The organism is Stenotrophomonas sp. CASM106, assembly GCF_049384825.1.
In the GTDB taxonomy this organism is placed as follows: Bacteria; Pseudomonadota; Gammaproteobacteria; order Xanthomonadales; family Xanthomonadaceae; genus Stenotrophomonas; species Stenotrophomonas muris.
The window spans coordinates 1-24,301 of the sequence record NZ_JBMRFS010000017.1; the positions used below are offsets into that span (position 1 = coordinate 1).

Consider the following 24,301-nt stretch of genomic DNA (forward strand, 5'->3'; position numbering starts at 1 on the left):
CGGCAGGGTTTGGCAATGCATGCAGCGTTGCCGGCCAGCGGCCGCCACTACCGTGATGCCAGGTACAGCGTTGCCGGCCAGCGGCCGGCATTACCGTGATGCCAGGCGCTGTTTCACTTCCGCCGCCACCCGCGCGGTCTCGCGCAGTGGTTCGATGCGGTCGTACTGCCAGTCCAGCCAGTGCGCCTGCAACCGCCCACGTTCGCGCAGCTGCTGCTGGAAGCGCGCCAAGCGGCCCTGCGCTGTGTCGGCCAGCGCCACCATCACCGGCATGCGCGTGGCGCAGGCCTCCGAGAGCAGGTTCACCGAATCGGGCGAGACCACCACGCGGTTGGCCCAGCCGAGCAGGCCGCCATAGGGATTGGTACCGTCGCCACCATCGCCCCAGATCACGTGCGGCAGGTCGGCGAATTTCGCGCGCAGGATCTCCGCCAACGCCGGTGGGGTGCGTCGCGAGGTGGTGGCCAGCAGGCTGCCGCCTTCGCTGCGGATCTGCTCGGCCAGCGCCTGGAACACGCCGACCATCGCCGTCTCGTCCCAAGGCGCCAGCGGCGTCGGCCCACCGACCAGCAGTGCTGTGCGCGGGCCGGGCAGGGTGCTGAAGCCGGCGAACGCAGCGCGGCCCCAGGCCAGCCAGTCATCGTCCACCGGGTTGAGGCTGCCGAGCAGGGTGAGCACGTTGCTGCCGCGCAGGGCGTCGTGTTCGGGCACCACCACCACGTCCCAGTGGCGCGCGCCAATGCGCGGGTCGAGGATCTGCACCACCTGGGTGCCGCGTGCGCGCAGCACGCGCAGGGCGCCAGCGGCCTGGCGGCCACAGCCGATCGCCAGCGCCGGGGCGTCGGCAGCCAGCGTCGCGAAGGCCTCGCCGTAGCCGTTCACATCGCCGGGCAGGCGGCGCGGCGACAGCCAGCGCCAGGGCGCGCGCGGTTGCAGCAGCAGCGGTCGGTGGGTGCCCTGGCGCAGTGCCGAGGCCAGCGCAACCGCCTGGCGGACATTGCCCGCGCGGCCGTCAGTGACCGTCCAGGGCGCGCTCGATCGTTTCACCATTGGCATTAATTCGTTTCAGTCCTGCTGGGTGTTGCAACAGTCGCGACACTCTACACTGCGGCTCGTCGATTCGCCCCGCGCCGCCCGCGGGCACTGACTCCCTTTCGCCGCCCTGGAGATCCACCGATGTCCCACGCGCTCGACGCCGCCGCCCTCGATCAGCTGTTCCGCACGGCCCGCACCCAGAACGCCTTCCTCGACAAGCCGGTCCCCGAGAGCCTGCTGAAGGAACTGTACGACCTGGTGAAGTGGGGCCCCACCGCGGCCAACACCACGCCGGCCCGCTTCGTCTTCGTCACCTCGAAGGAAGCCAAGGACAAGCTGGCCCCGGCGCTGTCCGAAGGCAACCTGGCCAAGACCATGGCCGCGCCGGTCACCGTCATCATCGGTTTCGACCTGGACTTCCACGAGAAGCTGCCGTACCTGTTCCCGCACACCGATGCCAAGGCCTGGTTCGACGGCCCGCAGGAAGGCCGCCACGAAGCCGCCATCCGCAACGGCAGCCTGCAGGGCGCCTACCTGATCCTGGCCGCGCGCGCGCTGGGCCTGGATGCCGGCCCGATGTCCGGCTTCGACCCGGCCAAGGTCGACGAAGCCTTCTTCGCCGGCACCTCCATCAAGTCGAATTTCCTGGTCAACCTGGGTTACGGTGATCCGGCGGGCCTGTTCCCGCGCCTGCCGCGCCTGTCGTTCGACGAAGCGGCGCGCATCGCGTAAGTCGCTGTATCGGTTTCGGGCCCGCCGTCGTGCGGCGGGCTCTTGCTGCACCGTGTACCCACCCTACGATCCGGAGAGTTCCTCAGATGAGCGCCACCCGTAAACTGCTGCTGCCGCTGGCCCTGACCCTGGCCATCGCCGCCTGCTCCAAGCCGGCCGACACCGCTGCCCCGGCCGCCGATGCCGCCGCCCCGGCCACCACCGAGCAGGCCGCCACCCCGGCGGCTGATGCCGCTGCTGCCGCGCCGGCCGCCGAAGCGATCAAGATCGCCTCGGGCACCTACAAGCTGGATCCGAGCCACACCGACGTGCTGGCGCAGTGGAGCCACTTTGGCTTCTCCAACCCGAGCGCGCACTTCGGCAACGTCGAAGGCACCCTGGTGTACAACGCCGAAGACGTGACCAAGTCCACCGTGGAAGTGAAGCTTCCGCTGAGCGGCCTGAACAGCTTCACCGCCAAGTTCGACGAGCACCTGAAGAGCGCCGACTTCTTCGACGCCGCCAAGTTCGCCGATGCCACCTTCAAGAGCACCAAGGTGGAAGCGGCCGGCACCAACAAGCTGACCGTTACCGGCGACCTGACCATCAAGGGCATCACCAAGCCGGTCACCCTGGACGTCACCGTCAACGGCGGCGGCGAGCACCCGATGGCCAAGGTTCCGGCCGCCGGCTTCGATGCCACCACCACCCTGAAGCGCAGCGATTTCGGCGTCGGCGCCTACGCTCCGAACGTCAGCGATGAAGTGAAGATCCGCATCACCACCGAAGCCACCGGCGAAAAGCCGGCCGCTTGATGCACCCCGCTCACTCGTCGTGAGAAGGCAGAAGGCCCGCTGAAAAGCGGGCCTTCTTTTGGGGTGCCGGGGAACACGCGCTGGTTGACACACTGGCACTCCGCAGGCCAACCAAGGTTGGCCACTACCGGGTACGCGCCCTCAGCGCAACGCGCCCAGCCACGCCCCACATGCTTCGCTCGGGCTCTGCTTGGCCTTCACCGCCAGCCCGCTCACCCGCACGAACGTCTGCGCGGCCTGCGCCACCACCTGGCGCGCGATCAGCGCCGCCTGCTTGGTCGCGGCCTGTTGCTTGCGCAGCTGCACGATGTTGATCGAAGGCCGGCCCACCGGCGCGTACTTCTGGTCGCGGCGCAGCACGTCGGCCACCTGGGCCACTTCGAATTCGGCCTGCAGGTAGCGGTGCTGTGCCGCCACCAGCTCGCGCAGCGGCGCGCGCAGGTCAGCGGCGTCGGCGAAGGCGGCCAGCGCCGCATCGCAGGCGGCGTCATCGGCAAAGCGGGTACGCAGCGCATCCACGCTGGCCAGGGTCAGTTTGGCCATGTGGGCCTCGTTGCTGCAGGAAAGGAGCGCGATTGTCGCATTGCTTGGCGGCTGATGCGTTGAACCGGGTGTCGGAATCCGTGTAGAGCCGAGCCCACGCTCGGCTCATCGCGCGCAGCGCGAGGGTTTTCCGATGGCGGAGCGGAGAGCAGCCGAGCGTGGGCTCGGCTCTACAATGGCCCGCTGTATCAGCCACGGATGGAAGACCCATGCAGGACGCGCAGTACTGGTTGAACGAATTCTGGTCGGGCCTGAGCGTGCTCGATCTGCTGGGCGGCAGTGTGCTCGGTACGCTGCTTGGCCTGGTGCTGGGCATCCTCGGCTGGCGCTGGCTGCACAGCCGGGGTTGGTTGCAGCGGCGCAAGCGCTGGCATCACTGGCTGCTGGCCGGCTACGTGGTGCTGCTGCCGCTGGCCACGGCCTTCTTCGGGCTGCAGCTGGGCTTCACCGCCGGTGCGCACCGCGCGCTGTTCAAGCAGCTCGATCATTTCCAGCCGCACCTGCAGACCCTGGTGGAAGGCTGGAGCGAAGGCTTCACCGACTCGCTGGACGACCCGCGCATGCGCGAGGCGTTGCGCAGCCAGGGCACGGTGGGCGATGTGGCCGACACCATTGCCTCTGCCTACCTCAGCGAACATCCGTTGCCCGGCCTGGACCGTCTTGGCAACGGCCCGTTGGCGCGCGGTACCGGCTGGGTGATCGGCAAGGTGCGCGAAGGCCTGCTGCGCGGCATGGTGGAAGACACGCTGGTGGACAAGGCCGGCACCCTCGGCCTGGAACCCAAGGTGGTGCGCGAGGCGCTGACCATGCATGTGGATGAGCTGCTGCACACCCGTGGCGTGCTGCGGCTGGTGAAGGCGCAGATCAACGGCATGATGCCCGGCGTGTACTTCGGGCTGCTGTTGCCGCTGCTGGTCGTCGCACTGCTGGTGGCGCTGGAGATCTGGGCCGCGCAGCGGTTCGGGTGGACGCGGCAGATGGTAGTGCCGGCCGCGGTCCCTCCTGTAGGGCCGAGCCCATGCTCGGCTCATCGCGCGTAGCGCGATGGGTCCATCGGTGGCCGAGCGGAGAGCAGCCGAGCGTGGGCTCGGCTCTACACAGTCAAAGGCGTGCGGACCAACGGTCCGCACCCACCAGGCAGGTTCTGGTGCATGGGGTCAGATCCCTTTTCCACAGGAAAAGGGATCTGACCCCGAGCCGGTCAATCGCCGTCGGCTTCGTCCGGGTGGGCCTTCCAGTAGCCGGTCGAGCGGATCCAGTCGCGCGGCACGCCCAGGTGGCCTTCGATGAACTTGCGCATCATCCGCGCGCGGCGCGATTCGGTGGCGATCCAGTAGAAGACATCGCCGTCCGGGGCCTCGAAGTCGGTCAGCATGTCTTCCAGCAGCGTGCTGCTGGCCGCCGGGAAGCCGTTGCGCTCCAGCCAGTGGATGCGCACGTTCTCGTACTGCGGCAGGTCCTGGCGTTCGGCCTCGTCGCGCACTTCAATGAAGGCCTGCACCTCGGCACCGTCGGGCAGCACGTCCAGCCAGCGGGCGATGGCCGGCAGCGCGGTTTCATCGCCGATCAGCACGTAGGCGTCGTAGCTGTCGGCCACCACGAACGAGCCACGTGGGCCGCCGATCACCAGCGTGTCGCCCGGCTGCGCGCGCTCGGCCCACGGCCCGGCAATACCCTGGTCGTGCAGCACGAAGTCGATGGCCAGCTCGCCGGATTCGTGGTCCCACCAGCGCGGGGTGTAGTCGCGCGACGGCGAGGGCTCCTTGCCGGCCGGATAGCTGCGGCCTTCGGCGGTCAGCACCGGCAGCACCATCTCGCCGCTGGCGTTGGGGAAGAACAGCTTGATGTGGTCGTCGGCGCCGGGAGAATCGAAGCCGGTCAGATCGTCGCCACCCAGCACCACGCGGCGCATGTGCGGGGTGACTTCTTCGGTGCGCAGCACGGTCAGTTCACGGAAGCGCACATCCAGGCGCAGGCGCGTGTTGTTGTGTTCGGTCATGGGGGTTACCTGTAAAGGTGTCGCGCGGGGCGCGCGGCGTAGGGGAGACCTGGCTGGCGTCAGTCTGGCTGGGTCGTTGAAATCGGTGGTTGCTCGTTACCGGCGGTACCGTTGAGCAGGGCCGAGGCCCGCGTCAGTAGCGCCGCCACTTCGTCCGCCTCGCCCTCGGCCCAGCGGCCGTGGTGATGCACCAGCGCCCGCTTGAATTCGCGCAGGGCAGTGGCCAGCGTCGGCGGCAGCGAAGCCTTGGTGATCTCGCGGGCACGGTCGAAGGCACGCCGCTGCGCCAGGCGCACCTGGGTGCGCTGCACCTTCAGCTCGAACTCGCCTGCGGCGGTGATGCGGAAGATCCGCTTGCCATCCACTTCCTCGGCCTCGATCCAGCCAGCCTGTTCGAAGCTGGCCAGCAGCGGGTACATGGTGCCGGCGCTGGGCGTGTAGGCCTGCATGAACTGGTTGCTGATCAGCTGCATCAGCTCGTAGCCATGGCGCGGCTGCTCGCCGATCAGGGCCAGCACCAGCAGGCGCAGGTCACCGCGGCTCAGCACGCGTGGCTGGCCGTTGCGGCGGGGCACCGCCGGATCGGTGGAACGGGCTCTGGGGGAAGGGGGGCGGCTCATTTCGATATATCGGTAAACGAGTGTGCAAACGATATATCGATATATCGAATCCGGCAATCACCGATCCGGCCACAAGCAGGTCCGTTTTGGGCCACGGGCGGCCGCGTGCACAGCAAAAGGGGCGCCCCTTGCAGGGCGCCCCGGCGAACCGTGGAAGGGAGCAGGGCCGCCAGGCCCCTCACTCGCGGCCCACGCTGGACCCGCCGCCGGCACCGATCCAGAGGCAGATGCGACATGTTGTCGCCGGTTCAGTACCGTTGCCCGAACCGCCCCTACAGCGGTGCCGGAGTTGCCCTACAACCGTCATCGGCAGCGGTAACACTGCGTCCTGCACATGGGCGCAGCGGCCCGCAAGCGACAGCCCGCGCAGCCGCCAAGGCCCGCCGCAGGGCCGTCAGCGGGCGCGGCAAGCCCCTTGCGGACACTGGCCGGTTGCATCCATACGCCTGCGTAGCCAAGTGACGAAAGCCCTTGGTGCGCTACACTTTGCGGTCTAGAAATCTATACAACAGTCGCGCGCGTGCGTGCGGTTATGGGAGCGCTAATGAACTGGTTGAACGAGGTGCTGAACAACGACCCGAATCCTGTGGAAACCCAGGAGTGGATCGAGTCGTTGAAGGCCGTTATTGATGTCGAGGGCTCCGAGCGCGCGCATCAGCTGCTGGAAGGCATGGTGGAACTGACCCGTCGTTCGGGCGCCTACCTGCCGTTCTCTCCCACCACCGAATACGTCAACACCATCGAACCGCAGTTCGAGGCCAAGAGCCCGGGCAACGCCGAGCTGGAATGGCGCATCCGTTCGATCATCCGCTGGAACGCGATGGCCACCGTGGTGCGCGCCAACCGCAAGCCGGGTGACCTGGGCGGCCACATCGCCTCGTTCGCCTCCGGCGCCACCCTGTACGACGTGGGCTTCAACCACTTCTGGCGCGCCCCGAGCGAGAACCACCCGGGCGACCTGCTGTTCATCCAGGGCCACAGCGCCCCGGGCATCTACGCGCGTTCCTTCCTGGAAGGCCGCATCAGCGAAGAGCAGCTGGACAAGTTCCGCATGGAAGTGGACGGCGGTGGCCTGTCCTCGTACCCGCACCCGTGGCTGATGCCGGACTACTGGCAGACCCCGACCGTGTCGATGGGCCTGGGCCCGCTGGCCGCCATCTACCAGGCGCAGTTCATGCGCTACCTGGAAAACCGTGGCCTGATCGAGAAGTCCGACCGCAAGGTGTGGTGCTTCATCGGCGACGGCGAGAGCGACGAGCCGGAAACCCTGGGTGCCATCGCCCTGGCCGGCCGTGAAGGCCTGGACAACCTGATCTTCGTGGTGAACTGCAACCTGCAGCGCCTGGACGGCCCGGTGCGCGGCAACGGCAAGATCATCCAGGAACTGGAAGGCGTGTTCCGTGGCGGCGGCTGGAACGTGATCAAGCTGCTGTGGGGCGGTTACTGGGATGCCCTGCTGGCCAAGGACACCAACGGCGTCCTGAAGAAGCTGATGATGGAAACCGTCGACGGCGAATACCAGAACTGCAAGGCCTTCGGCGGCGCGTACACCCGCGAGCATTTCTTCGGCAAGTACCCGGAAACCGCTGCGATGGTCGCCGGCCTTTCCGACGACGACATCTGGCGCCTGAACCGTGGTGGCCACGACCCGCACAAGGTGTACGCCGCCTACCACCAGGCCGTGAACACCAAGGGCATGCCGACCGTCATCCTGGCCAAGACCGTGAAGGGTTACGGCATGGGCAGCGCCGGTGAGGCACTGAACCCGACCCACCAGACCAAGAAGCTGGACGACGAAGCGGTGCGCCACTTCCGCGACCGCTTCAACATTCCGGTGACCGACGCGCAGCTGGCCGACGGCCAGGTGCCGTTCTACCACCCGGGCCCGGATTCGCCGGAAGTGCAGTACCTGCAGGAACGCCGTGCCGCGCTGGGTGGTTACCTGCCGCAGCGCCGCCGCAAGGCCGACAAGACCTTCGTGGCGCCGAAGCTGGAAGCCTACGAGCGCCTGCTGAAGAGCAGCGGCGAGCGCAGCTACTCCACCACCATGGCCTTCGTGCAGAGCCTGAACATCACCCTGCGTGACAAGGAACTGGGCCCGCACATCGTGCCGATCGTGGCCGACGAAGCCCGTACCTTCGGCATGGAAGGCCTGTTCCGTCAGATCGGCATCTACGCGCCGTTCGGCCAGAAGTACAAGCCGGTCGACGCCGACCAGCTGATGTTCTACCGCGAAGACCAGAGCGGCCAGGTGCTGCAGCAGGGCATCAGCGAGCCGGGTGCGATCAGCTCGTGGATGGCCGCTGGTACCAGCTACTCGGTCAGCAACGTGCCGATGCTGCCGTTCTACATCTACTACAGCATGTTCGGCTTCCAGCGCGTGGGCGACATCGCCTGGCAGGCAGCGGACATGCGTACCCGCGGCTTCCTGCTGGGTGGCACCGCCGGCCGCACCACGCTGAACGGTGAAGGCCTGCAGCACGAAGATGGCTTCAGCCATCTGGTGGCCGGTGGCATTCCGAACGTGCGCAGCTACGACCCGACCTTTGGCTTCGAAGTGACGGTGATCCTGCAGCACGGCACCAAGCGCATGATGGAAGACCAGGTGGACGAGTACTACTACGTCACCCTGATGAACGAGAACTACACCCACCCGGAAATGCCGGAAGGTGCGGCCGAAGGCATCGTCAAGGGCATGTACCTGCTGACCGACGCCGGCAAGCCGAAGAAGGGCGAGCTGCGCGTGCAGCTGCTGGGTTCGGGCACCATCCTGCGCGAAGCCATTGCTGCTGCCGAGCTGCTGGACAAGGACTTCGGCGTGACCGCCGATATCTGGAGCTGCCCGAGCTTCAACGAACTGCGTCGCGATGGTTTCGACGTGGAACGTGCCAACCGCCTGCATCCGGAAGGTGAGCAGCGCAAGGCCTACGTGACCGAGCTGCTGGAAGGCCGCCAGGGCCCGGCGATTGCCGCCACCGACTACGTGCGTGCGTATGCGGACCAGATCCGCGCGTTCGTGCCGATGTCGTACACGGTGTTGGGTACGGATGGGTTTGGCCGTTCGGATACGCGTGCGAACCTGCGTCGGTTCTTCGAGGTTGACCGGTACTACATCGCGCATGCCGCGATTGCGGCGCTGGCGAAGGAAGGGAAGATGACCGCGAAGGATGTGGCCCGGGCGATCAAGCAGTACAAGATTGATCCGGAGAAGGCTAATCCTGTTGGGGTTTGATTCGAATTCTTGAGGACATTAGTGAATGGCGACCCTAGGTCGCCATTCTTTTAGTTGATAGTGCGATACGTACTTCTGCTTCGAGTGTGCTGTCAGGCGCTGAATAATAAGAGGAAATGGAATTATGGAAGAGCGCAAGTCCACTGCTAGTCCGTTGTTTATTCGGCGCATTGTCGTTGAGGGGCTTCATGGGCAAATGGATGTCGATATGACGCTGGGCCCAGGTCTGAATGTCATCTATGGCAAGAATGGTCGTGGCAAGACGACAATGCTGCACCTTCTGGCTAATCTTCTTGAGCTCGATTTCAACAGATTTAGATACATCAAGTTTCAGCGAATCTGCGTTTGGACGTCTGCAGATGACAAGGTCGAAATTGAAAGGGATGAGGATAGTTCGGCGATCAGAGTATCTGTTAACGGGGCTTTGACCGGATCTTCTATAGACGCGCTATCGCCGCTAGAGCTGACTTCTCTCAGAACTGTTCTCGGCGGCCGCGCGACATATCTTCCGGCTTTCCGCTCGGTTCTGGAGCGAACAAGGCGAGATGGATATGGTGTTGGCAGGTACAGTGAAGCACGATCTGAAGAATTGGAATCGCTTCAGAAATTGGAATTCATAGCCTTGAGGGAGGGTTCCAGAGAAAATCTGTCCCCCCGGCAGGTGCACGAGGAAGCACTCTCCTCGGTAGAAAAAACACTTGTTTGCCGCCAGTGGTTTGGCGAATTTGTTCCTGTTATTCGCTACCCAAGTATTTCAGATGTCGAGACTTCCTTAACTGAAGAGTGGCGCCGCGCGCAGTACGAAATAACTGCCAAAGAGCAGCGAATGTTCGAGGAAACATTCGTAAAGGTATTTAGAGTTAGTGCTGGGCTAGAAAGCACTGAATCCAAGGATTCCAATGAAGGTATTCTTCAGGAGATATCCGATCTTCTTGAGGCTCAGGAATTGGCTTCGGGTGTCGAGAATTCCAAAGAAATAAATCAGGACCTTCTGCGGTCCGCACGTCAGCTTGGCTCGTCACCTCAACCCTCTGGGGTCAATAGATATCTTCTTGATATTTATAGGAAGGCATTGTTGGAGCGAGAGGGGACTCGAAGAAATGCGCTTCGCAAAACGCGAGAGTTCGAGAATTCAGTTAACAAATTCTTGGATGGAAAACAGCTGAAGATTGGCAGGAACATTGAGGAAAAGCGGCCGACGAAAAGACTTGTTTCAATTTCGACCGGGGCAGGTCATTCATATGGAATGAATGCGCTCTCCTCGGGTGAGAGGCAAATTATAACGATGCTGTACTGCGCGAGCCGTACCAAGTTCACGTCTGGAATGTTCCTGATTGACGAGCCGGAGCTTTCGCTCCATATCGATTGGCAGCGCATAATTCTCAACGAGTTGACCCGCCAAGCACCGGATCGACAAATTGTCGTGTGCACTCACTCGCCTGAAGTTGGGGCTGAGCATTTGTTCGATGTTCAAGATTTTGAGCCTAATGCTTCTGCGCGAAAGCAGCCTTCACTTTTTGACGATGTTCAGCCTGATGACGTGGATGAGGCATAAGAAATGGGATCGAAATACAGCATAAATGGATTTATTAATGCAGCCCTGCGGAGGAGTGGCAAGACGCTCCTTGTAGAAGGGATATCCGACCGGAATGTTATTCTCAGGCTGCATGCTGAAAGGGATTGTGACGCAGTATTTACGGTTGATCAGGCCGGCATTCTTGAGGGTGAATGCTGTGCTGGAATGGGTAATAAAGAAAAAGTGAAGGAAGTGGTAAGAGTGGCGCAGCAGCTCGCGAATAATTTGCCGAGGATCAATGATGTGCTCGCGGTGCTGAAAGATCGGGAATGGGATGGATTGCCCCCGGGTGAGTTCCGACTTTCTAATGCTTGGGTCGCGCCTGTCCAGGGAGCCAGAGAATTCTCCACGCAAGGTCATTCTATTGAGAACTACAATTTTCGACGGGATCATGTCGTCGCCTATTTGAAGATGGCGTTTAGTGGGTCACTGAAGAATGGATTCTTCTCATTAATTAATGATGAATTTAAAAAAATCCTTGTAGTCTCCTCGTGTCTTTCGCTTGCACTGCAGGAGGAGGGGGTTTTATCAAGGGTAGGGGGGTTATTGAGGCACGAGCACTTTGAGCCCAATTCAGATCGTGTTGTGATCGCCACTTCCTTGATTTCTTCACTTGAAAGTCGAGGATGTGCCGAACCTCGAGCGAAAATGATCGTCGATCGTATAAATGGGCTTGTTGAGAATCATGAGGATTCCCTCAGCACAAATATCTCAATTCAATGGCTTCCTCATGGTCACGCGGGAGAGGAGTGTATCTGGGCGTGTATAGGTGCATACGCTCGCCTTTCGGGGGTTGATAGTGTGGTCTGTAACAGCATTGTGAGTTTTGGGCGGGATGAGCGGCAACGTTATATGGCAACTTTGTTGGCTAAAACAGTGCCTGAGGATATTTTCCCCCTGCCTGAGATAGTGGAATGGCTTGCGGCTTAGGTTTTGCCACACACGCTCCGTGTTTGCCAAGTTTCACACTTTGAGTCTGCAACGCTGTTCCTGCATCATTGCAGGCTCAATTGCCTCTTCCCATTGATTTTCCTCAACAATCATTTGGCTACATGTGTGCGTGAACGCTCATCTTTATCGGTGAACCTGCAATCGCTCAGCCACCTGCGCAGTCAACGCCACACACGCCATCTTCAACCCCTCCATCACCCGATCCCCCAGGTACTCCTCGGGCGCACCATTCTGCCTAGTCCGCTCCGCAGCCAGCATCAGCTCCGCCACCACACGCAGCCCCGCCAACGCGCAATCCGCATCCGCCAACTGAAGACATCGCCCAGGCAGTTGATGCCGTTCCGGCCAAGGCTGGCCATCCGCAGCCGCACCAGATCCGATACGGCGCAGCGTGGCGACGAAGGCGTTGGGATCGACGGACGGTTCGCGCTCGGGTTCGGCGTTGTCCGGATCGTATTGCGCGTGCAGGGAACGGAAGTCCGATGTGTTCATGGCAATGCTCCGTACAGGACAGATAGCAACGCCACCGATAGAGGCGGCGGACGGTGCGTGGTTCGAAAGCCGGACAGTAACCAAGCCGGTGGGTCCGAAGACCCCCACGCACCGCCCGCCATGGAACGCGAACGGATTGCCAGCCGGCGCCACCCCAAAGGTGACGCCGGCTGACAAGCGCAAAACACAAGGTTACTGAGCGGGCTTTCGAACCCCGCGCCACCCTTTCCCGGTGGCATGCCAAGGTGTACTCGCATGGTTGCGAGATGCCAAGAAACCGTAGACCTCAGAGGCCGTAAATGCTGACGCTTACGGCATTGTTGCATGGCGCAGGCGTGGCAGAACCCTTGCGGTGCCGCGGTTTCGGCCGATGTTAAGTTACCGCCCGAATGCGCATTGAAAAGCACGGTTTGCAGAGGGTCGGGGTCTCAAAAGCGACAGTCCGCCCGCAGGTCTGAGATCCGAAGCGTGCTGATTGCGACACAGCTTAACTTTCCGACGCCACGCCCGGCCGTGGCCACAGCGCATCGTCGCGCTCCAGGTCGTAGTCGCTGCCGAACGCCAGCGCCGCTTCGCGTGCCGGCAGGTCTGCGTAACAGCCCAGCAGGTACTCATCCATGCCTGCGTCGCCATGATCGATGGCGAACAAGTAGAGAAGCTCCTTGTCGAAAGCTTCCAGCCATGCAGGGTCGATCTTGGTCATGGTCATCCTCCCGAAGCAGGGGAGGATGATCTGGGGAGGTCTCAGGGGCTGCGACCTCTGGCCCCGAGGGAGGCTGCCTCAGCCTGCGCGATCAGCCCATGCGCATGGCGTGGCTTTGCTGTTCCTGCGCACGTGCATCCAGCGCCTGCTGCTCATCTTGGCGGGCGAGCTCGCGCTGATCGCCCACCACAGTCAGTTGCTGCAGCGACTCAGCCACCGGCGTTTGTGCAGCCACGGCAGTGGGCATTCCTGCACGCAGGTGGGCAGGGTCAGATAGCTCGCCTTGTACAACAAAGATGGTGTGCCCCGCCGGCTGATTGGCCGTGGCGTTGCTCAGCACCACATGGTCCACCTGTTCCAGACCCTGCTCGCGTGCCCTCACTGTCAGGCTGGCGGCGAGGTTCTCACTGGTCGCGTCGAAGGGGCGGCCGTGCTTCTCGTCCAGTGCAGCGACGCCCTGGCGGATCTGCTGATGGAGCGCGTAGTCCGGGCTGCCTGGCGCTATCGCTGCGATGCGGCGTCCTTCCGTATGGAGAGGCTCGGGTTCCTGCGTAGATACCACGCGTGGGCTCTTGGCGATCTCTCTGTAGGGATCTTCAGGATGAAACTGCTTCGCCTTGGTCTCGCGTTCCAAGCGAACTTCGCGGGTCTCGTTCAACGCGGAAATCTCGGCGGGATCGGTCTCTTTGGTTGTTCTATCCAGCGGGGGAACGCCCACTGTGTGGTTCCAGCTGCCGTCCTTGGGGTCGTAGCTGTGGTAGTCGAACTTGGTACCAATCACGTTCGGATCGACGGCGTCGCGCTGCAGGAGCGCTGCGCCCTCGAACTTGCTCAGCTCAACGAAGTAGAAATGCCCAGCGGGCTGCGGCATATCCAGGTGCACGCTGACTGCCGTCCTGCCGGCACGGAATGCGCCGGCAGCGCTGTTGTCGAGCATGTTCTGCCATACCTTTTCGGCTGCCTGCTCGCCGCGTTTGTGCTCCGTGGACACCAGCAGCAAGCGCGGCGTCCAGCAGTTCACATTGAGGTTGTTAGCTTCGAAGGAAACATCGTGGGACTTGAGCGTGCTCGTATAGGGCAGGTTGAGAGCAAGATCGGGCCTGCCGGCCTCCACCCAACTTCTGCGCTCCGCCAGGTCGTTTCTGATCAGATCCTGGCCGAAGGTTTCCTGCCTGCGTTCGGTGAACGCTACGTTCTTCTCGTTGCCGAACAGCGTGGCCTGTTGCTCGGCAACGGCGGTTGCAAAGCTGTTGGCCACCCGGCCGGGGAGGCTGTCGTTGCGCACAACACCCAACGCCAGCAGTCCATAGCCATCATTGTCGGGAAGCTGCGCGAGATAGTTCCAATACAGCTCGCGATTTCCCTCCTTCGCGTAGGAGGACAGGACACGAATATCCTTATCGGTAAGTCCGCTCATGATTCATCCTTGAGATGCGGTTTACGGCTGAACGCGATAGCGGCTCAGAAGATCACGCACGCTGGTTTCCAGACGCTGCCAGTCGCTCAGCATTACGCGTGCATAGTTCATCTCGATGGCGATGCTGTCGCCCACATCCACGATGGAATGGCGGCACATTGCGATCTGGCCTTCTCCGACGCGTTCAAGTGTCTTTCCCTGAGCTACAAGTCCGTCAGGAATGCGATCTGCCGGGTCGCAGCTGATGAACGTTGTCAGTTGCCCCTCCGCCGAGCGGGCCACATACCAGTCTGGCTCCATCCCCGGGTTGTGCACGTAAGGCCTGCCCAGCGCAGCCTCTGACTCCTTCGCATAGGCTTCCATCAACGATGGGTCGATCGAATAGGGCGTCAGGCCCCATCGCTCGGGTTGTGCAACGCGTAGCGCAAGATTCTCTACCGGGTCTCTTCGCTCCAGCGACCCCGGCGCGCTGGTGGCCTCACTGCTGGACCGACGTGCCAGATAGTTCTGGATGGGAACGCGATCGATGTACCTAAGCTCGACCAGTACCTGCCGCCGGCTGTCCTGCGTGCTGCGCACCGGGCGATCACCAGGAGGCGCTGCATCGAAATCAGGCCAGAACACAGTGAGCATGACGCCCCCATCGGCCAAGGGGCCCGTCTGGTTGTAGTAGAGGTTGGCCGGGAACATGAAGCGGTGCGGGCCAAGCCGAGCTTCCACCGGCTGCATTGTGTAGGTCTGTCCGCCCACCGTACGTGGGCTGGTTGCGGTTTCGGACATGGGGGTTCCGTTCGGGTCCTTTTCCGTGGATGGGGCCTTCGCGCAGGCGGTGGTGCTGAGCACGGCCACCAGGGCGAAGGAGGCAAGCCGGCAAGCCGGTGCTCTGCTCATGGGCGATTCCCTTGCATGATCGAAACGACTATAGAACGGTGGGATGGCAAGCTCCAGTCGCAGCCGGGACCGCGGCCACCGCGGGGTCATTACTGCATGCTGGCTCACATATTCAGCAAGTCGCGATCGGCGTCCTCTCTTCCTCCACCTGCCCGCCATCCCACCTATGCCATCATCCGCTCAGGACCGCAGTACCCAACAAGGCTGAGCAGGCATGGAGCAGGCAACACGCTACACCGCAACCCTTTATCTGGCCGCCCCCGGCACCCCGCTGAAAAGTGGAGGCGTCTCGCCGCGCGGCCATATGTACTTCCAAGTGGCCGCGGGCGACGAGGCCCACAGTTACGGCTTCGCACCGCCGCGCCAGGCGCCGGGCGAAACCCCCACCGGCGTGCAGTACGCGCAGGTGCGCCACGACGATGCCGATGAGCATCTGGACCCGTACTACAGCCGTACCCTGGAAATCACCGAAGAGCACTACGGCTGCCTGCGTGACTTCGCCGAGGAACCGGCCGAGTTCGAATTCGACGTTGATCGCCCGGCCACCATCAACCGCTGCAGCGATTTCGTCTGGGCGGCGCTGCACTACGCCGGCCTGCATCCGCTGCCGGCGCCGCTGGATGGCGGCAGCAACCTGGGCGAGTTCGCGGTGTTGTTCAACCTGCCGGAAATCCAGTGCATTGCCGCGCCGTTCCCGGGCAGCGATCTGAATGCCGAAACCCATCATGCGATGCCCGAGCGCGAGGCCGAGCACCATCGCCAGGGTGACCGCGCCAGCGATGAGCCGCCGCCGACGCCGATTGAAGTGGCCGGCACGCTGCTGGACCCTTCGCATCCAGACCATCGCCTGTTCTCGCAGCTGATCCAGAAAGTGGCCGAACTGGATGCCGCGCATGGCCGCCCGTTCGATGCGGCCAGCCAGCGCATCAGCGCCAGCCTGCTGGTGCTGGCCAAGCAGAACAATCTCTCGCGCGTGGACCACGTGCTGCTCAGCCAGCCGACCAAGAGCAGCCATGCGGCAGAGAGCATCTTCATCGTGCAGGGCGACCGCAACGACCCCGGGCACCGCCGCGCCAGCATCGCCACTGAAGTGGCGGCCAAGACCGATGTGGCCGATTCGCTGCGGTTGAAGGAGCAATGACGCGGCCACCGCGGCGGGGGGCCGTGGTACTGGCGGTGCTGGGCGCGCTGGCGGCATGCCGTGCGTCACCAGCGCCTGAGGTTGCGCCGCCCCTGCTGACGCGCGCACAGGCCGAGTCCCGCACGGTTGTGCCGTTCACGCGGGCCGTGCAGTTGCAGAAGGCCGGTCGGATTGCCGAGGTCACGTTTGATTTGCCGGCACCCCAGAAGCCGGCCATTCCGATTCTGAACATCGGGTTGCGGCTGCAGGATACCGACGCGCGACGGCTGCTGGATGCTTCGGAGAAGATCACTCTCGGACGTTTGCCAGCGCGGCTGCGCCTGGAGCGGATTGATGGCAGCTCGGCTCGTCATGTACAGCTCTGGCAGCGTACCCGCGATGGACGCGACTCGCAGAAGATCGCCGATGATGGCGTGGTCACAGACCTGACGACGGGGAGTGTGGACATCAGCAGCTTGGCCGAGGCCGGGTTGTACTCTGAAGACGTGCTCTATCGCACGCTGCAGCTGGCGCAGGTCGGAGGCATTGCACCCGGGCGCTACGTTCTGCTGGTCGACCTTGTGGAGGATCGACCCCAGCTGGATGGCCTGAAAGCAGAATTGATCGTTGGCTACCAATCACTAGGAAAGTAGACATGCACAAGGACGATGCCGAACGCTACAGCGTAACCATCCATCTGGCGGCCCCCGGCACGCCGCGCTACGGCCGTGATGCCGAGGGAAACAGGTTTCTGCTGGAGCCTTCGTTCGCGGGGCACATGTTCCTGTCGCTGCGCCGTTCGGGTGAAGCCTTGCCGGAGAGCATTGGTTTCACCCACGCAGGCACCAAGGACGAGCCGAACAGGGGCAAAGTCGATGACATGGACGTGTCGGTCTACGACAAGCCCCGCTTCGAGCGCACGATCGAGATCAGCAAGGCGCAGTACGACCGCATCCTCGAGTTCTCGGCAGACCCGAAGAAGCACGGCTTCGACATGAACTACGACTTCTTCTCCAACGCCTGCACCGATTTCGCCTGGGGTGCCCTGAACCACGCAGGCCTGCGCCCGGTCGGGCTGGCCGGGGAGATCACCAACTACGAGGGCGCCACCAGGGTCCTGGACAACATCCGCGCCGTCAACGCCATTCCGCAGCAGGTGAAGGGCAGCGAGCTGGACAGGGTGCAGTGGAACCCGATGCCGAAGCAGACGTTCCGCGAGTGGATGTTCACCGAGAACGGCGAGCAGTGGCGCGGCAACAGCACCCTCGCGGCAAGCGGCACGCCCGCAGACCCGGCGCACGGGGATCATGCCCGCCTCAACCAGATCCACCAGCAGGTGGCCGACCTCGGTGCTTTCGGTGCACGCAACGGCAATGTCAGTGCCAGCCTGCTCGCGCTGTCGAAGGAGCAGCAGTTCTCGCGTGTAGACGAAGTGGTGCTGGGCGAGCCACGCGGTGATACCGCGCCGAAGCTGTTCATCGTGCAGGGGGACCTCGGTGACCCGGCACACCAGCGCGCCAGCATGCCTGCGGAGCTGGCAGCGCAGGCACCAGTGGAGGCCTCGTTCGAACGGGTCGCGCAGTTGCAGCAGAACCCGCCGCAGCGCGATGTGCAGCGCCTGCAGGAAGAGCAGCAACTGCAACAGAGCCACGGCCCACGGATGGCATAGCCGGCGGACGCGGTTCCAAAGTCGAACGTCTGCCATGCCCGCGCCGGCGCACGCCACGCCCCCCCACCTGCTACCATTCCCCCGCAACCCCAGCCAGCCCACCCGCGCAGACAGATGCAGGTCGGGCCGTCGCAGTACGGCCCAGCGAGCCAGGACACCTTCCCGTGCCCATTCAAGGACGCTCGCATGTTCCGTAATCCTCTCTTCCGCTCGGCCGCCCTGGCCCTTGCTGTATCGCTCAGCCTCGGCGTGCCTTCGGCGTTCGCCGATAACGCGCCCGCCGCCAGCGCCACCACCGCCGTGCAGCGCCAGGCCGTGGCCAAGGGCCTGTACGAGCTGGCCTATAGCCCGAAACAGAACGCCGTGTTCGTGGCCTCCTCCGGCGGCTTCGGCGATGACGCCGGCCCGGCCCAGGTGCTGCGCCTGAACCCGGCCACGCTGGCCGTGGAAACCCGTATCCCGCTGGAGCGCAAGGCGTTCGGTGTGGTGCTGGATGACGCTCACAACCGCCTGTACGTAGGCAACACCGTGGACCTGTCGGTGACCGTGGTCGACACCGCGCAGAACAAGGCTGTCGGCACCATCCAGCTGATGGAGAAGAAGACCGGCAAGGATGGCAAGGCCGGCTACACCCACGACCTGCGCGAGCTGGTGGTCGACAGCGCGGCCAACCGCCTGTACGTGACCGGCCACAGCAGCCAGCCGGACGTGAGCAGCGTGCTGTTCGTGATCGATACGAACACGCTGAAGGTGATCAACACCATCGACGGCCTGGGCAATGCCAAGGCACCGGGCCTGGCGCTGGATGCCGCCAACAAGCGCGTCTACACCAGCAACCTGCTGGCCGACCTGGTGGTGGTGGGCACCGATTCGAACAAGGTGGTGGCGCAGCACAAGATCGCCGCCGAGCAGCCGATGAACATCGCGCTGGACCCGGCCGGCAAGCGCCTGTTCGTGACCGACCAAGGCTCGGAATTCCTGCGTGGCTACCAGGCCAAGAGCAGCGGCCTGGTCAGCAAGCATCCGGGCCAGCGCGTGCTGGTGCTGGACCGCAGTACCGGCAAGGAACTGGCCAGCATCCCGACCGATGCCGGCCCGCTGGGTATCCTGCTGGATGCACCGCGCAAGCGCCTGTACGTGACCAACCGCGAAGCCGGTACGGTGACCGCATACAACAGCGACAGTTACCAGAAGGTGGGCACCTACAAGGTACCGACCCACCCGAACAGCCTGGCGCTGGATGCGAAGAACAACGTGCTGTTCGTGAGCATCAAGAACGGCGAGAAGGATGACAAGGGCGCTGACGAGAGCGTGGCGCGCATCCAGCTGTAAGGCGCTGACGCAAGGCCCCGCGCCGTCGCGCGTCGCATGAGGAAGGCAGGGCGCAGGCTCTGCCTTTTTCTTTGCCCGGTTGCAGTGCAAGAGGCTGCCCGCTAGGGTTGAAGCCCATGGCAGGGAGCCAAAGGATCTGAATCATGCTGGGTATCCGCCGCTGGCTGCGCGTCGGCCTGGTCTTCACGCTGGTGGGTGCACTCGGCGCCTGCAGCAGCCGCGTACCGGATGCGCCGGAGCCGCTGGATCTGGTCAAGCCGATCAACGTGACCCGGTCTGGCCAAGCGGTGCGGTTCGAGTTCGAGACGAATGCCCGCAACTTCCACCCGGGTCGCACGTATGCGCTGGAGCTGGAGTTGCAGCGCCAAGAGACGCGAAAGCCCGACGAGCCTGACGTGGGCACAATGCGGATCCCGTTCGAGGTGATCCTGCAGCAATGGGGTGCTGATGCCTGGAAGGATGTTCCCACCTACGACAGCTATCAAGCCGGGGTGCTCAATGCTGGTGAGCAGCTTCCGGAATGGCATGCATCCAGCGAATGGCGGTATACGTCGCCGCACGTGGGCAGTGATGGCCAGTACACGCTGAGCCTGGTTGCTCTGCCACTGGAAATTGACTCCCGCTACCGCGTGGACGTGCGCACGGTGCAGAGGACCGAGGCACTGCAGGATTACTCGGCCCGTTTGCGGATCCATGCCGCCCGTCCCGCCGGAAAGTAATCAATCGCCTGGTTTCGGCGCCACTGGTCGCTCGCCACGATAGGTACTTCATGGCAGGACGCCAAAGGGTCTTCATCATGCTGGGTATCCACCGCTGGCTGCGCGCCGGCCTGATCTTCACGCTGGTGGGTGCACTCGGCGCCTGCAGCAGCCGCATACCGGATGCACCGGAGCCGCTGGATCTGGTCAAGCCGATCAACGTGACCGAGCCCAGCCAAGCGGTGCGGTTCGAGTTCGAGACGAATGCCCGCAGTTTCTATCCGGGGCGACCCTATGTGCTGGATCTTGAGGTGCAGCGACATGCTCCCGGGCCTGACAGTGGGCTTGACATGGACACTGTTCATGTTCCCTTCCAGCTGTCCCTGCAGCGCTGGGTCGCAGGTGCCTGGCAGGACGTTGCAACGTCTGATGTCTATCAGGCAAGGGCGCGCAATCTGGGTCAGCCGCTCCCCGAATGGCATGCATCGGCAGCCTGGCGCTACGCGCATCAGGTATCGATGGACGCCAGCCGATACAGGTTGAACATCGTCACCCTGCCGATGGAAACCGATGCCCGCTACCGCCTCGATGTGCGCACGGTGCAGCCCACCCTCTTGCTCCAGCATTACCCGGCACAGCTGCGGGTCCACGCGGACCCTCTGTCGGGAAAATGATCAGAGACTTGCGCCGCTCCGCCAACAACGCTGGAGGCGGCTCAGCCCAGACGGTGTGCCGGGTTCTGCTGCTGCTCCTGCTCACGGGCCTGCTGTTCGGGCACTAACCCCACGGCCGGCTGCTGCGGGGCCAACCCCAATTTCTGCATCGACTGCTCCACCGGCGTCTGTATCGCCACAGCCGTCGGCATCATCGCGCGCAGGTGCGCCGGATTGGCCGGGTCGCCCTGCACCACGAAGACGTTGTGCCCGGCCGGGTGCTGGGCCGTGGCGTTGCTGACCAGCACGTGGTCGACCTGCTGCAGGCCCTGCTCGCGGGCCAGCACAGTCAGGCTGGCGGTCAGGCGTTCGCTGGTCTGGTCGAACGGACGTCCATGCTGGGCGTCCAGTGCGGCCACGCCCTGGCGGACCTGCTGGTTGAGGCCGTAGTCGGGGTGGTTGGGGGTGATCTCTGCCATGGCGATCGAACGGTAGCGGTGGGTCGGGGTCAACCCCGCCAGTATAGGTCCGGCCGGTGAAGGGCGCCGGAAAGGTCAGTCCGCCGGCCGGTGGTCATAGCTGATCACCCGTTCGGCCAGCCAGTGCCCGTCCACGCGGCGCCAGACCTGGATGAAACGGGCCTGGCCGACCCAGTGCTCCACGCCGTCCTTGCCGCGCTCGTGGAAGCGGTGGTCGCCGATTTCCAGCGCCCGCTCGTCGTGCAGCGGGAATACCTGCAGCGAGGAGTCCACCAGCTCGCGCCGCAGGCGCCAGCCGTCCTTGCGCGCGTTGTCGCACAGGTTGGCCACGCTGCGGCGGAAATCCTCGCGGTTGCTGGCCGACTTGCCGTCCTTGTCATGGAAGAACTCCATGTCTTCGGTGGTCATCGCGGCGGCCTTTTCGGCGTCGCAGGCCTCGAAGGCCACAGCAAACAGCTGGGTATCGGCCTGGCGGATCTGTTCGCGCAGGTCATCGGCGGGCGACGGTGCGGTGGCGAGGCCGGCGGCCAGCAAGGGCAGGGTGAGCAGCAGCATGGCAAGACTCCCGGGGATGGTCTGCGCAGGCTGGCATGCCGGTGACCACGGCGGTACGGCGCTGCGACGAAACCGGGAAGGCGGGGTGCGAAGGCCGCGAATGCCGGTGCGGCTTCGCGTTGCGGCATGTGCAGGCGATGTCACGGGCGGGCGTGATTCCCTCACGGCTGCCACAGGACGCGGCCGCTAGCCTGCACTCCTCCCCTTCCACAGGAGCGCCCATGCCTGCTTCCCGCATCCGCCTGCATGTTGAAGATACCGGTGGCGACGGCCGCCCGGTGATCCTGATCCACGGCTGGCCGTTGTCCGCCGATGCCTGGAAGACCCAGGTTGCGATCCTGCGCGATGCCCAGTATCGGGTCATCAGCTACGACCGGCGCGGCTTTGGCCGCTCTGACAAGCCGACCGGCGGCTATGACTACGACACCCTGGCGGCAGACCTGGCGGGGGTGATCGAGGAACGTGACCTGCGCGATGTCACCCTGGTCGGTTTCTCGATGGGCGGTGGCGAGGTGGCGCGCTACGTGGCCAACCACGGCCAGGATCGCCTGCACAGTGTGGTGTTCGCTGCGGCGGTGCCGCCGTTCCTGCTGCGCAGTGACGACAACCCGGAGGGGCCGCTGACCCAGGACAAGGCCGATGAAATGCGCAGCGGATTGGAGAAGGACCGCGAGGCGTTCTTCGACGGCTTCACCCGCGACTTCTTCAGCGCCAATGGCCAGTTGATGGTGACCGAAGAGACGCGCCAGGCGGCGATCGCACTGTGCCATCAATCCGACCAGGCAGCGGCGCTGGGCTGCATGAAGGCGTTCGCCACCACTGATTTCCGGGATGACCTGAAGAAGATCACGGTGCCGACGCTGATCCTGCACGGTGACAGCGATGCCATCGTGCCGTTCGAGGGTTCCGGCCAGCGTACCCACAAGGCCATCAAAGGTAGCGAAGTGGTGATCCTGGAAGGCGCGCCACATGGCTGCAACACCAGCCACGCCGACCGCTTCAATCTGGCCCTGCTGAACTTCCTGAAGCGCTAAGCTGCGGCCATGCGCCAGACCAGAACACCCCCGTGGAAGAAGCCCAACCCCAAGGGCCAGACATCGCAACCGCTATCGGATGCGCAGAAGGCGGCGGCACGGCAACGTGCCGAGGAGAACGGGCGGCGCTATCCCAACCTGGTCGACAACATGTGGGCGGCGAAGCTGCCGCGTGGGTCGTGATTCAAAGGCTGGCTGTGGGCCTGGTGTAGCGCCGAGCCGATGCTCGGCTGGCGCGCGGGGCGCGTGCCAGCCGGAGAAGGGGCAAAGGGCAGCGGAGCATGGGCTCGGCGCTAAGGGCCGGGCAGTGGCTGCCAGCCCGACTCCCTCCATGGCGCAACCTCGCGTTGCTGTACGTCAATGGCCTCGATTGGCAACCCGGCCAGCCGTGCCAGTTCCGCACGCAGCATTTCGGTGTCCAACGGCAGCGCGATGGCCACCTGCAGGCGGTCGCCCTGCTGCCGGACCTGCACGGGCACGACCGCATGGGCTTCATGCTCACCGCCGGAGCGACCGATCGGGTAGCGCATCGCCGTGGGCCGCCCCAGCTGTGCGAGCGCGGGTTGCCATGCCTCCAGCACGACGGGCTGTGCGGCCACGGGAACCTGCGCCTCGACGACGGTTCCCGCATAACCGGTGAGATTGTCCACCATCACCTGCAAGCGTGCGCCATCGGGGATGACCAGCACGGTGGCGATCAGCGCCATCAGCGAGAGGATGGCCGCGGCGACGTGCCAGCTGCGGGGTGCGGTGGCGGCGCGGGTTGCCGTGCGCAGGCCCGGCTTGCGCCGCAGCTTGCGCGCGTAGATGCGTCGATCCTTCCTGCGGGGGCTGCTGCTGTGCTCCGGCAGGTTCAACGGGACGCGTGGCATCCGGGCGACGCGCGCATTGATCAGGCGCGAGAGCAGCCACCATGCGAGCACGAACGCCAGCAGTGGCAGCAGCGTTCGTACCACCAGATACAGCATCACCATCGGGAACATCCTGCTTGGCACACACGGATTCAATCAACCTCGTCATCGTAACGGCGCTGCGTGGTGCGTGTCGCATCCGCCAGCCGACACGTGCGAAGCGCTTGGTTAGGATGGCTCTTTGCTGTCATGGATGAACCGATGAGCGCCGCCACTTCCCGAATCCGCCGCATCTGTGGGCAGGGGCCGATCCTGTTGATGCTCCAGTGGGTCGCGCTGCTGTCTGTGGTGCTGGCTGCCGGCTTCTTCCATTACCGCGTGGAGCTGTTGCTGGAGCCGGTGACGGTGGCCTGTGGGGGCCCGGACGCGCAGGCGCGATTGCAGGTTGCCGAACAGGTGATGGCGCGTGCGGGCGCACTGGATGACTGGCAACCCCTGGGCTGGATTCCATGGGTAGGCCTGGTGCTGGCCTTGCTGGGGGCCATGGCGGTATGCGCAAGCCGTGCGCTGTGGCTGCGCGATCGGCTGCGCACGGCGAACGTGGCGCTTATGGTGCTCCACGGTGGCGCACTGGCTTTGGCCGGATGGGTGCTGCACCTGTACGAGAATGCGTGGAGCAATGTGGCGCGGCTGTCACCCACGGCGTGCCTGGTGGAGCTGGTGTCGGAGGGCGATGTACCGCTGGAGCAGGCGCAGCGCGTGGTGTTCCACATCCTGACGCGGGTGAACGCGCCACTGCTGCGTAATCCGGATGATCTGGCGCTGGTGTTGACGGTGCTGTTGTTGGCCGCGATGGCCGGCGGCGTTGCCCTGTGGCGTGCGATCGCGCGGGCCCGGGCGGGCTGAGCACGCTCGGCGGCGCGCG

26 protein-coding genes are annotated in these 24,301 nt (G+C 64.0%); 15 read left to right on the plus strand and 11 right to left on the minus strand.

What is annotated here, in order from left to right:
* Positions 1–90: 90 nt before the first annotated feature.
* Positions 91–1,050, minus strand: coding sequence for a mitochondrial fission ELM1 family protein (locus VG556_RS21705; protein ID WP_100449279.1), 960 nt, complete (start codon positions 1,048–1,050; stop codon positions 91–93).
* A gap of 126 nt (positions 1,051–1,176) precedes the next feature.
* Here VG556_RS21705 and VG556_RS21710 point away from each other — a divergent pair, with 126 nt between their 5' ends.
* Complete coding sequence (locus VG556_RS21710) at positions 1,177–1,767, plus strand: malonic semialdehyde reductase (RefSeq protein ID WP_005415046.1); 591 nt, start codon at positions 1,177–1,179, stop codon at positions 1,765–1,767.
* Positions 1,768–1,853: 86 nt separating this feature from the next.
* Positions 1,854–2,561, plus strand: a complete 708-nt coding sequence (locus VG556_RS21715; RefSeq protein ID WP_005415047.1) for a YceI family protein — start codon at positions 1,854–1,856, stop codon at positions 2,559–2,561.
* Positions 2,562–2,702: 141 nt separating this feature from the next.
* Here the strand turns inward: VG556_RS21715 and VG556_RS21720 are convergent, their stop codons facing one another.
* Positions 2,703–3,104 (minus strand): hypothetical protein, encoded by a 402-nt coding sequence (locus VG556_RS21720; RefSeq protein WP_100449280.1) that lies wholly within the window; start codon positions 3,102–3,104, stop codon positions 2,703–2,705.
* Positions 3,105–3,313: 209 nt separating this feature from the next.
* Between VG556_RS21720 and VG556_RS21725 the strand changes: the two genes are divergently transcribed.
* A complete protein-coding gene (locus tag VG556_RS21725) occupies positions 3,314–4,144 on the plus strand; it encodes a hypothetical protein (RefSeq protein ID WP_100449281.1) in 831 nt (276 codons plus the stop codon).
* Positions 4,145–4,305: 161 nt separating this feature from the next.
* Here the strand turns inward: VG556_RS21725 and VG556_RS21730 are convergent, their stop codons facing one another.
* Entirely contained in the window at positions 4,306–5,103 is a 798-nt protein-coding gene (locus VG556_RS21730) for a siderophore-interacting protein (RefSeq protein WP_100449282.1), read from the minus strand.
* 59 nt (positions 5,104–5,162) lie between these two features.
* Positions 5,163–5,723 carry a PadR family transcriptional regulator gene (locus VG556_RS21735; RefSeq protein ID WP_100449283.1) on the minus strand — a complete coding sequence of 187 codons (561 nt, stop codon included), beginning with the start codon at positions 5,721–5,723 and terminating at the stop codon, positions 5,163–5,165.
* A 544-nt stretch (positions 5,724–6,267) separates the two neighbouring features.
* Here VG556_RS21735 and aceE point away from each other — a divergent pair.
* From aceE to VG556_RS21750, 3 genes are all read left to right on the plus strand, one after another.
* Positions 6,268–8,955 carry a pyruvate dehydrogenase (acetyl-transferring), homodimeric type gene (gene aceE / locus VG556_RS21740; protein ID WP_012478970.1) on the plus strand — a complete coding sequence of 896 codons (2,688 nt, stop codon included), beginning with the start codon at positions 6,268–6,270 and terminating at the stop codon, positions 8,953–8,955.
* A gap of 124 nt (positions 8,956–9,079) precedes the next feature.
* Positions 9,080–10,510, plus strand: coding sequence for an AAA family ATPase (locus VG556_RS21745; RefSeq protein ID WP_100449284.1), 1,431 nt, complete (start codon positions 9,080–9,082; stop codon positions 10,508–10,510).
* Between the two features lie 3 nt (positions 10,511–10,513).
* Positions 10,514–11,461 (plus strand): hypothetical protein, encoded by a 948-nt coding sequence (locus VG556_RS21750; protein ID WP_146257714.1) that lies wholly within the window; start codon positions 10,514–10,516, stop codon positions 11,459–11,461.
* Between the two features lie 144 nt (positions 11,462–11,605).
* Here the strand turns inward: VG556_RS21750 and VG556_RS21755 are convergent, their stop codons facing one another.
* From VG556_RS21755 to VG556_RS21770, 4 genes are all read right to left on the minus strand, one after another.
* Positions 11,606–11,974, minus strand: a complete 369-nt coding sequence (locus tag VG556_RS21755; protein ID WP_100449285.1) for a hypothetical protein — start codon at positions 11,972–11,974, stop codon at positions 11,606–11,608.
* Between the two features lie 487 nt (positions 11,975–12,461).
* The gene (locus VG556_RS21760) at positions 12,462–12,677 is read right to left on the minus strand and encodes a hypothetical protein (RefSeq protein WP_181452930.1); all 216 of its coding nucleotides are present in this window, start codon (positions 12,675–12,677) and stop codon (positions 12,462–12,464) included.
* A 91-nt stretch (positions 12,678–12,768) separates the two neighbouring features.
* A complete protein-coding gene (locus tag VG556_RS21765) occupies positions 12,769–14,094 on the minus strand; it encodes an XVIPCD domain-containing protein (RefSeq protein WP_111144197.1) in 1,326 nt (441 codons plus the stop codon).
* Between the two features lie 21 nt (positions 14,095–14,115).
* A complete protein-coding gene (locus VG556_RS21770; RefSeq protein ID WP_088435684.1) occupies positions 14,116–14,985 on the minus strand; it encodes a hypothetical protein in 870 nt (289 codons plus the stop codon).
* A gap of 214 nt (positions 14,986–15,199) precedes the next feature.
* Here VG556_RS21770 and VG556_RS21775 point away from each other — a divergent pair, with 214 nt between their 5' ends.
* The 6 genes from VG556_RS21775 (at position 15,200) to VG556_RS21800 (ending at position 20,478) form a co-directional block, all read left to right on the plus strand.
* Complete coding sequence (locus VG556_RS21775) at positions 15,200–16,126, plus strand: XVIPCD domain-containing protein (RefSeq protein WP_100449288.1); 927 nt, start codon at positions 15,200–15,202, stop codon at positions 16,124–16,126.
* Between the two features lie 35 nt (positions 16,127–16,161).
* Positions 16,162–16,758: a hypothetical protein gene (locus tag VG556_RS21780; RefSeq protein WP_238381404.1), complete on the plus strand. Its 597-nt coding sequence runs from the start codon at positions 16,162–16,164 to the stop codon at positions 16,756–16,758.
* 2 nt (positions 16,759–16,760) lie between these two features.
* Positions 16,761–17,774, plus strand: a complete 1,014-nt coding sequence (locus VG556_RS21785) for an XVIPCD domain-containing protein (protein WP_100449290.1) — start codon at positions 16,761–16,763, stop codon at positions 17,772–17,774.
* Positions 17,775–17,960: 186 nt separating this feature from the next.
* On the plus strand, positions 17,961–19,106 hold the full coding sequence (locus VG556_RS21790) for a YncE family protein (protein ID WP_100449291.1): 1,146 nt from the start codon (positions 17,961–17,963) through the stop codon (positions 19,104–19,106).
* A gap of 143 nt (positions 19,107–19,249) precedes the next feature.
* Positions 19,250–19,825 carry a hypothetical protein gene (locus tag VG556_RS21795; protein WP_100449292.1) on the plus strand — a complete coding sequence of 192 codons (576 nt, stop codon included), beginning with the start codon at positions 19,250–19,252 and terminating at the stop codon, positions 19,823–19,825.
* A 77-nt stretch (positions 19,826–19,902) separates the two neighbouring features.
* Complete coding sequence (locus tag VG556_RS21800; RefSeq protein WP_100449293.1) at positions 19,903–20,478, plus strand: hypothetical protein; 576 nt, start codon at positions 19,903–19,905, stop codon at positions 20,476–20,478.
* Between the two features lie 41 nt (positions 20,479–20,519).
* On the opposite strand, the gene VG556_RS21805 is transcribed toward VG556_RS21800, so the two are convergent.
* Entirely contained in the window at positions 20,520–20,936 is a 417-nt protein-coding gene (locus VG556_RS21805) for an XVIPCD domain-containing protein (protein WP_100449374.1), read from the minus strand.
* Positions 20,937–21,011: 75 nt separating this feature from the next.
* Entirely contained in the window at positions 21,012–21,491 is a 480-nt protein-coding gene (locus VG556_RS21810; protein ID WP_100449294.1) for a nuclear transport factor 2 family protein, read from the minus strand.
* A 221-nt stretch (positions 21,492–21,712) separates the two neighbouring features.
* Here VG556_RS21810 and VG556_RS21815 point away from each other — a divergent pair, with 221 nt between their 5' ends.
* Together VG556_RS21815 and VG556_RS21820 are read left to right on the plus strand one after the other, a co-directional pair.
* On the plus strand, positions 21,713–22,525 hold the full coding sequence (locus tag VG556_RS21815) for an alpha/beta fold hydrolase (protein ID WP_100449295.1): 813 nt from the start codon (positions 21,713–21,715) through the stop codon (positions 22,523–22,525).
* A 9-nt stretch (positions 22,526–22,534) separates the two neighbouring features.
* Positions 22,535–22,708, plus strand: a complete 174-nt coding sequence (locus VG556_RS21820; protein ID WP_005415066.1) for a hypothetical protein — start codon at positions 22,535–22,537, stop codon at positions 22,706–22,708.
* Positions 22,709–22,818: 110 nt separating this feature from the next.
* Here VG556_RS21820 and VG556_RS21825 read toward each other — a convergent pair whose 3' ends face one another.
* Positions 22,819–23,499 (minus strand): hypothetical protein, encoded by a 681-nt coding sequence (locus tag VG556_RS21825; protein WP_100449375.1) that lies wholly within the window; start codon positions 23,497–23,499, stop codon positions 22,819–22,821.
* A 138-nt stretch (positions 23,500–23,637) separates the two neighbouring features.
* Here VG556_RS21825 and VG556_RS21830 point away from each other — a divergent pair, with 138 nt between their 5' ends.
* Positions 23,638–24,282: a hypothetical protein gene (locus tag VG556_RS21830; protein ID WP_100449296.1), complete on the plus strand. Its 645-nt coding sequence runs from the start codon at positions 23,638–23,640 to the stop codon at positions 24,280–24,282.
* Positions 24,283–24,301: the final 19 nt, after the last annotated feature.

Bases quoted from the DNA above. Each gene is read 5' to 3' on its own strand.
- VG556_RS21705 (WP_100449279.1), bottom strand. From the start codon at position 1,050: ATGGTGAAACGATCGAGCGCGCCCTGGACGGTCACTGACGGCCGCGCG.
- VG556_RS21710 (WP_005415046.1), top strand. From the start codon at position 1,177: ATGTCCCACGCGCTCGACGCCGCCGCCCTCGATCAGCTGTTCCGCACG.
- VG556_RS21715 (WP_005415047.1), top strand. From the start codon at position 1,854: ATGAGCGCCACCCGTAAACTGCTGCTGCCGCTGGCCCTGACCCTGGCC.
- VG556_RS21720 (WP_100449280.1), bottom strand. From the start codon at position 3,104: ATGGCCAAACTGACCCTGGCCAGCGTGGATGCGCTGCGTACCCGCTTT.
- VG556_RS21725 (WP_100449281.1), top strand. From the start codon at position 3,314: ATGCAGGACGCGCAGTACTGGTTGAACGAATTCTGGTCGGGCCTGAGC.
- VG556_RS21730 (WP_100449282.1), bottom strand. From the start codon at position 5,103: ATGACCGAACACAACAACACGCGCCTGCGCCTGGATGTGCGCTTCCGT.
- VG556_RS21735 (WP_100449283.1), bottom strand. From the start codon at position 5,723: ATGAGCCGCCCCCCTTCCCCCAGAGCCCGTTCCACCGATCCGGCGGTG.
- aceE (WP_012478970.1), top strand. From the start codon at position 6,268: ATGAACTGGTTGAACGAGGTGCTGAACAACGACCCGAATCCTGTGGAA.
- VG556_RS21745 (WP_100449284.1), top strand. From the start codon at position 9,080: ATGGAAGAGCGCAAGTCCACTGCTAGTCCGTTGTTTATTCGGCGCATT.
- VG556_RS21750 (WP_146257714.1), top strand. From the start codon at position 10,514: ATGGGATCGAAATACAGCATAAATGGATTTATTAATGCAGCCCTGCGG.
- VG556_RS21755 (WP_100449285.1), bottom strand. From the start codon at position 11,974: ATGAACACATCGGACTTCCGTTCCCTGCACGCGCAATACGATCCGGAC.
- VG556_RS21760 (WP_181452930.1), bottom strand. From the start codon at position 12,677: ATGACCAAGATCGACCCTGCATGGCTGGAAGCTTTCGACAAGGAGCTT.
- VG556_RS21765 (WP_111144197.1), bottom strand. From the start codon at position 14,094: ATGAGCGGACTTACCGATAAGGATATTCGTGTCCTGTCCTCCTACGCG.
- VG556_RS21770 (WP_088435684.1), bottom strand. From the start codon at position 14,985: ATGAGCAGAGCACCGGCTTGCCGGCTTGCCTCCTTCGCCCTGGTGGCC.
- VG556_RS21775 (WP_100449288.1), top strand. From the start codon at position 15,200: ATGGAGCAGGCAACACGCTACACCGCAACCCTTTATCTGGCCGCCCCC.
- VG556_RS21785 (WP_100449290.1), top strand. From the start codon at position 16,761: ATGCACAAGGACGATGCCGAACGCTACAGCGTAACCATCCATCTGGCG.
- VG556_RS21790 (WP_100449291.1), top strand. From the start codon at position 17,961: ATGTTCCGTAATCCTCTCTTCCGCTCGGCCGCCCTGGCCCTTGCTGTA.
- VG556_RS21795 (WP_100449292.1), top strand. From the start codon at position 19,250: ATGCTGGGTATCCGCCGCTGGCTGCGCGTCGGCCTGGTCTTCACGCTG.
- VG556_RS21800 (WP_100449293.1), top strand. From the start codon at position 19,903: ATGCTGGGTATCCACCGCTGGCTGCGCGCCGGCCTGATCTTCACGCTG.
- VG556_RS21805 (WP_100449374.1), bottom strand. From the start codon at position 20,936: ATGGCAGAGATCACCCCCAACCACCCCGACTACGGCCTCAACCAGCAG.
- VG556_RS21810 (WP_100449294.1), bottom strand. From the start codon at position 21,491: ATGCTGCTGCTCACCCTGCCCTTGCTGGCCGCCGGCCTCGCCACCGCA.
- VG556_RS21815 (WP_100449295.1), top strand. From the start codon at position 21,713: ATGCCTGCTTCCCGCATCCGCCTGCATGTTGAAGATACCGGTGGCGAC.
- VG556_RS21820 (WP_005415066.1), top strand. From the start codon at position 22,535: ATGCGCCAGACCAGAACACCCCCGTGGAAGAAGCCCAACCCCAAGGGC.
- VG556_RS21825 (WP_100449375.1), bottom strand. From the start codon at position 23,499: ATGGTGATGCTGTATCTGGTGGTACGAACGCTGCTGCCACTGCTGGCG.
- VG556_RS21830 (WP_100449296.1), top strand. From the start codon at position 23,638: ATGAGCGCCGCCACTTCCCGAATCCGCCGCATCTGTGGGCAGGGGCCG.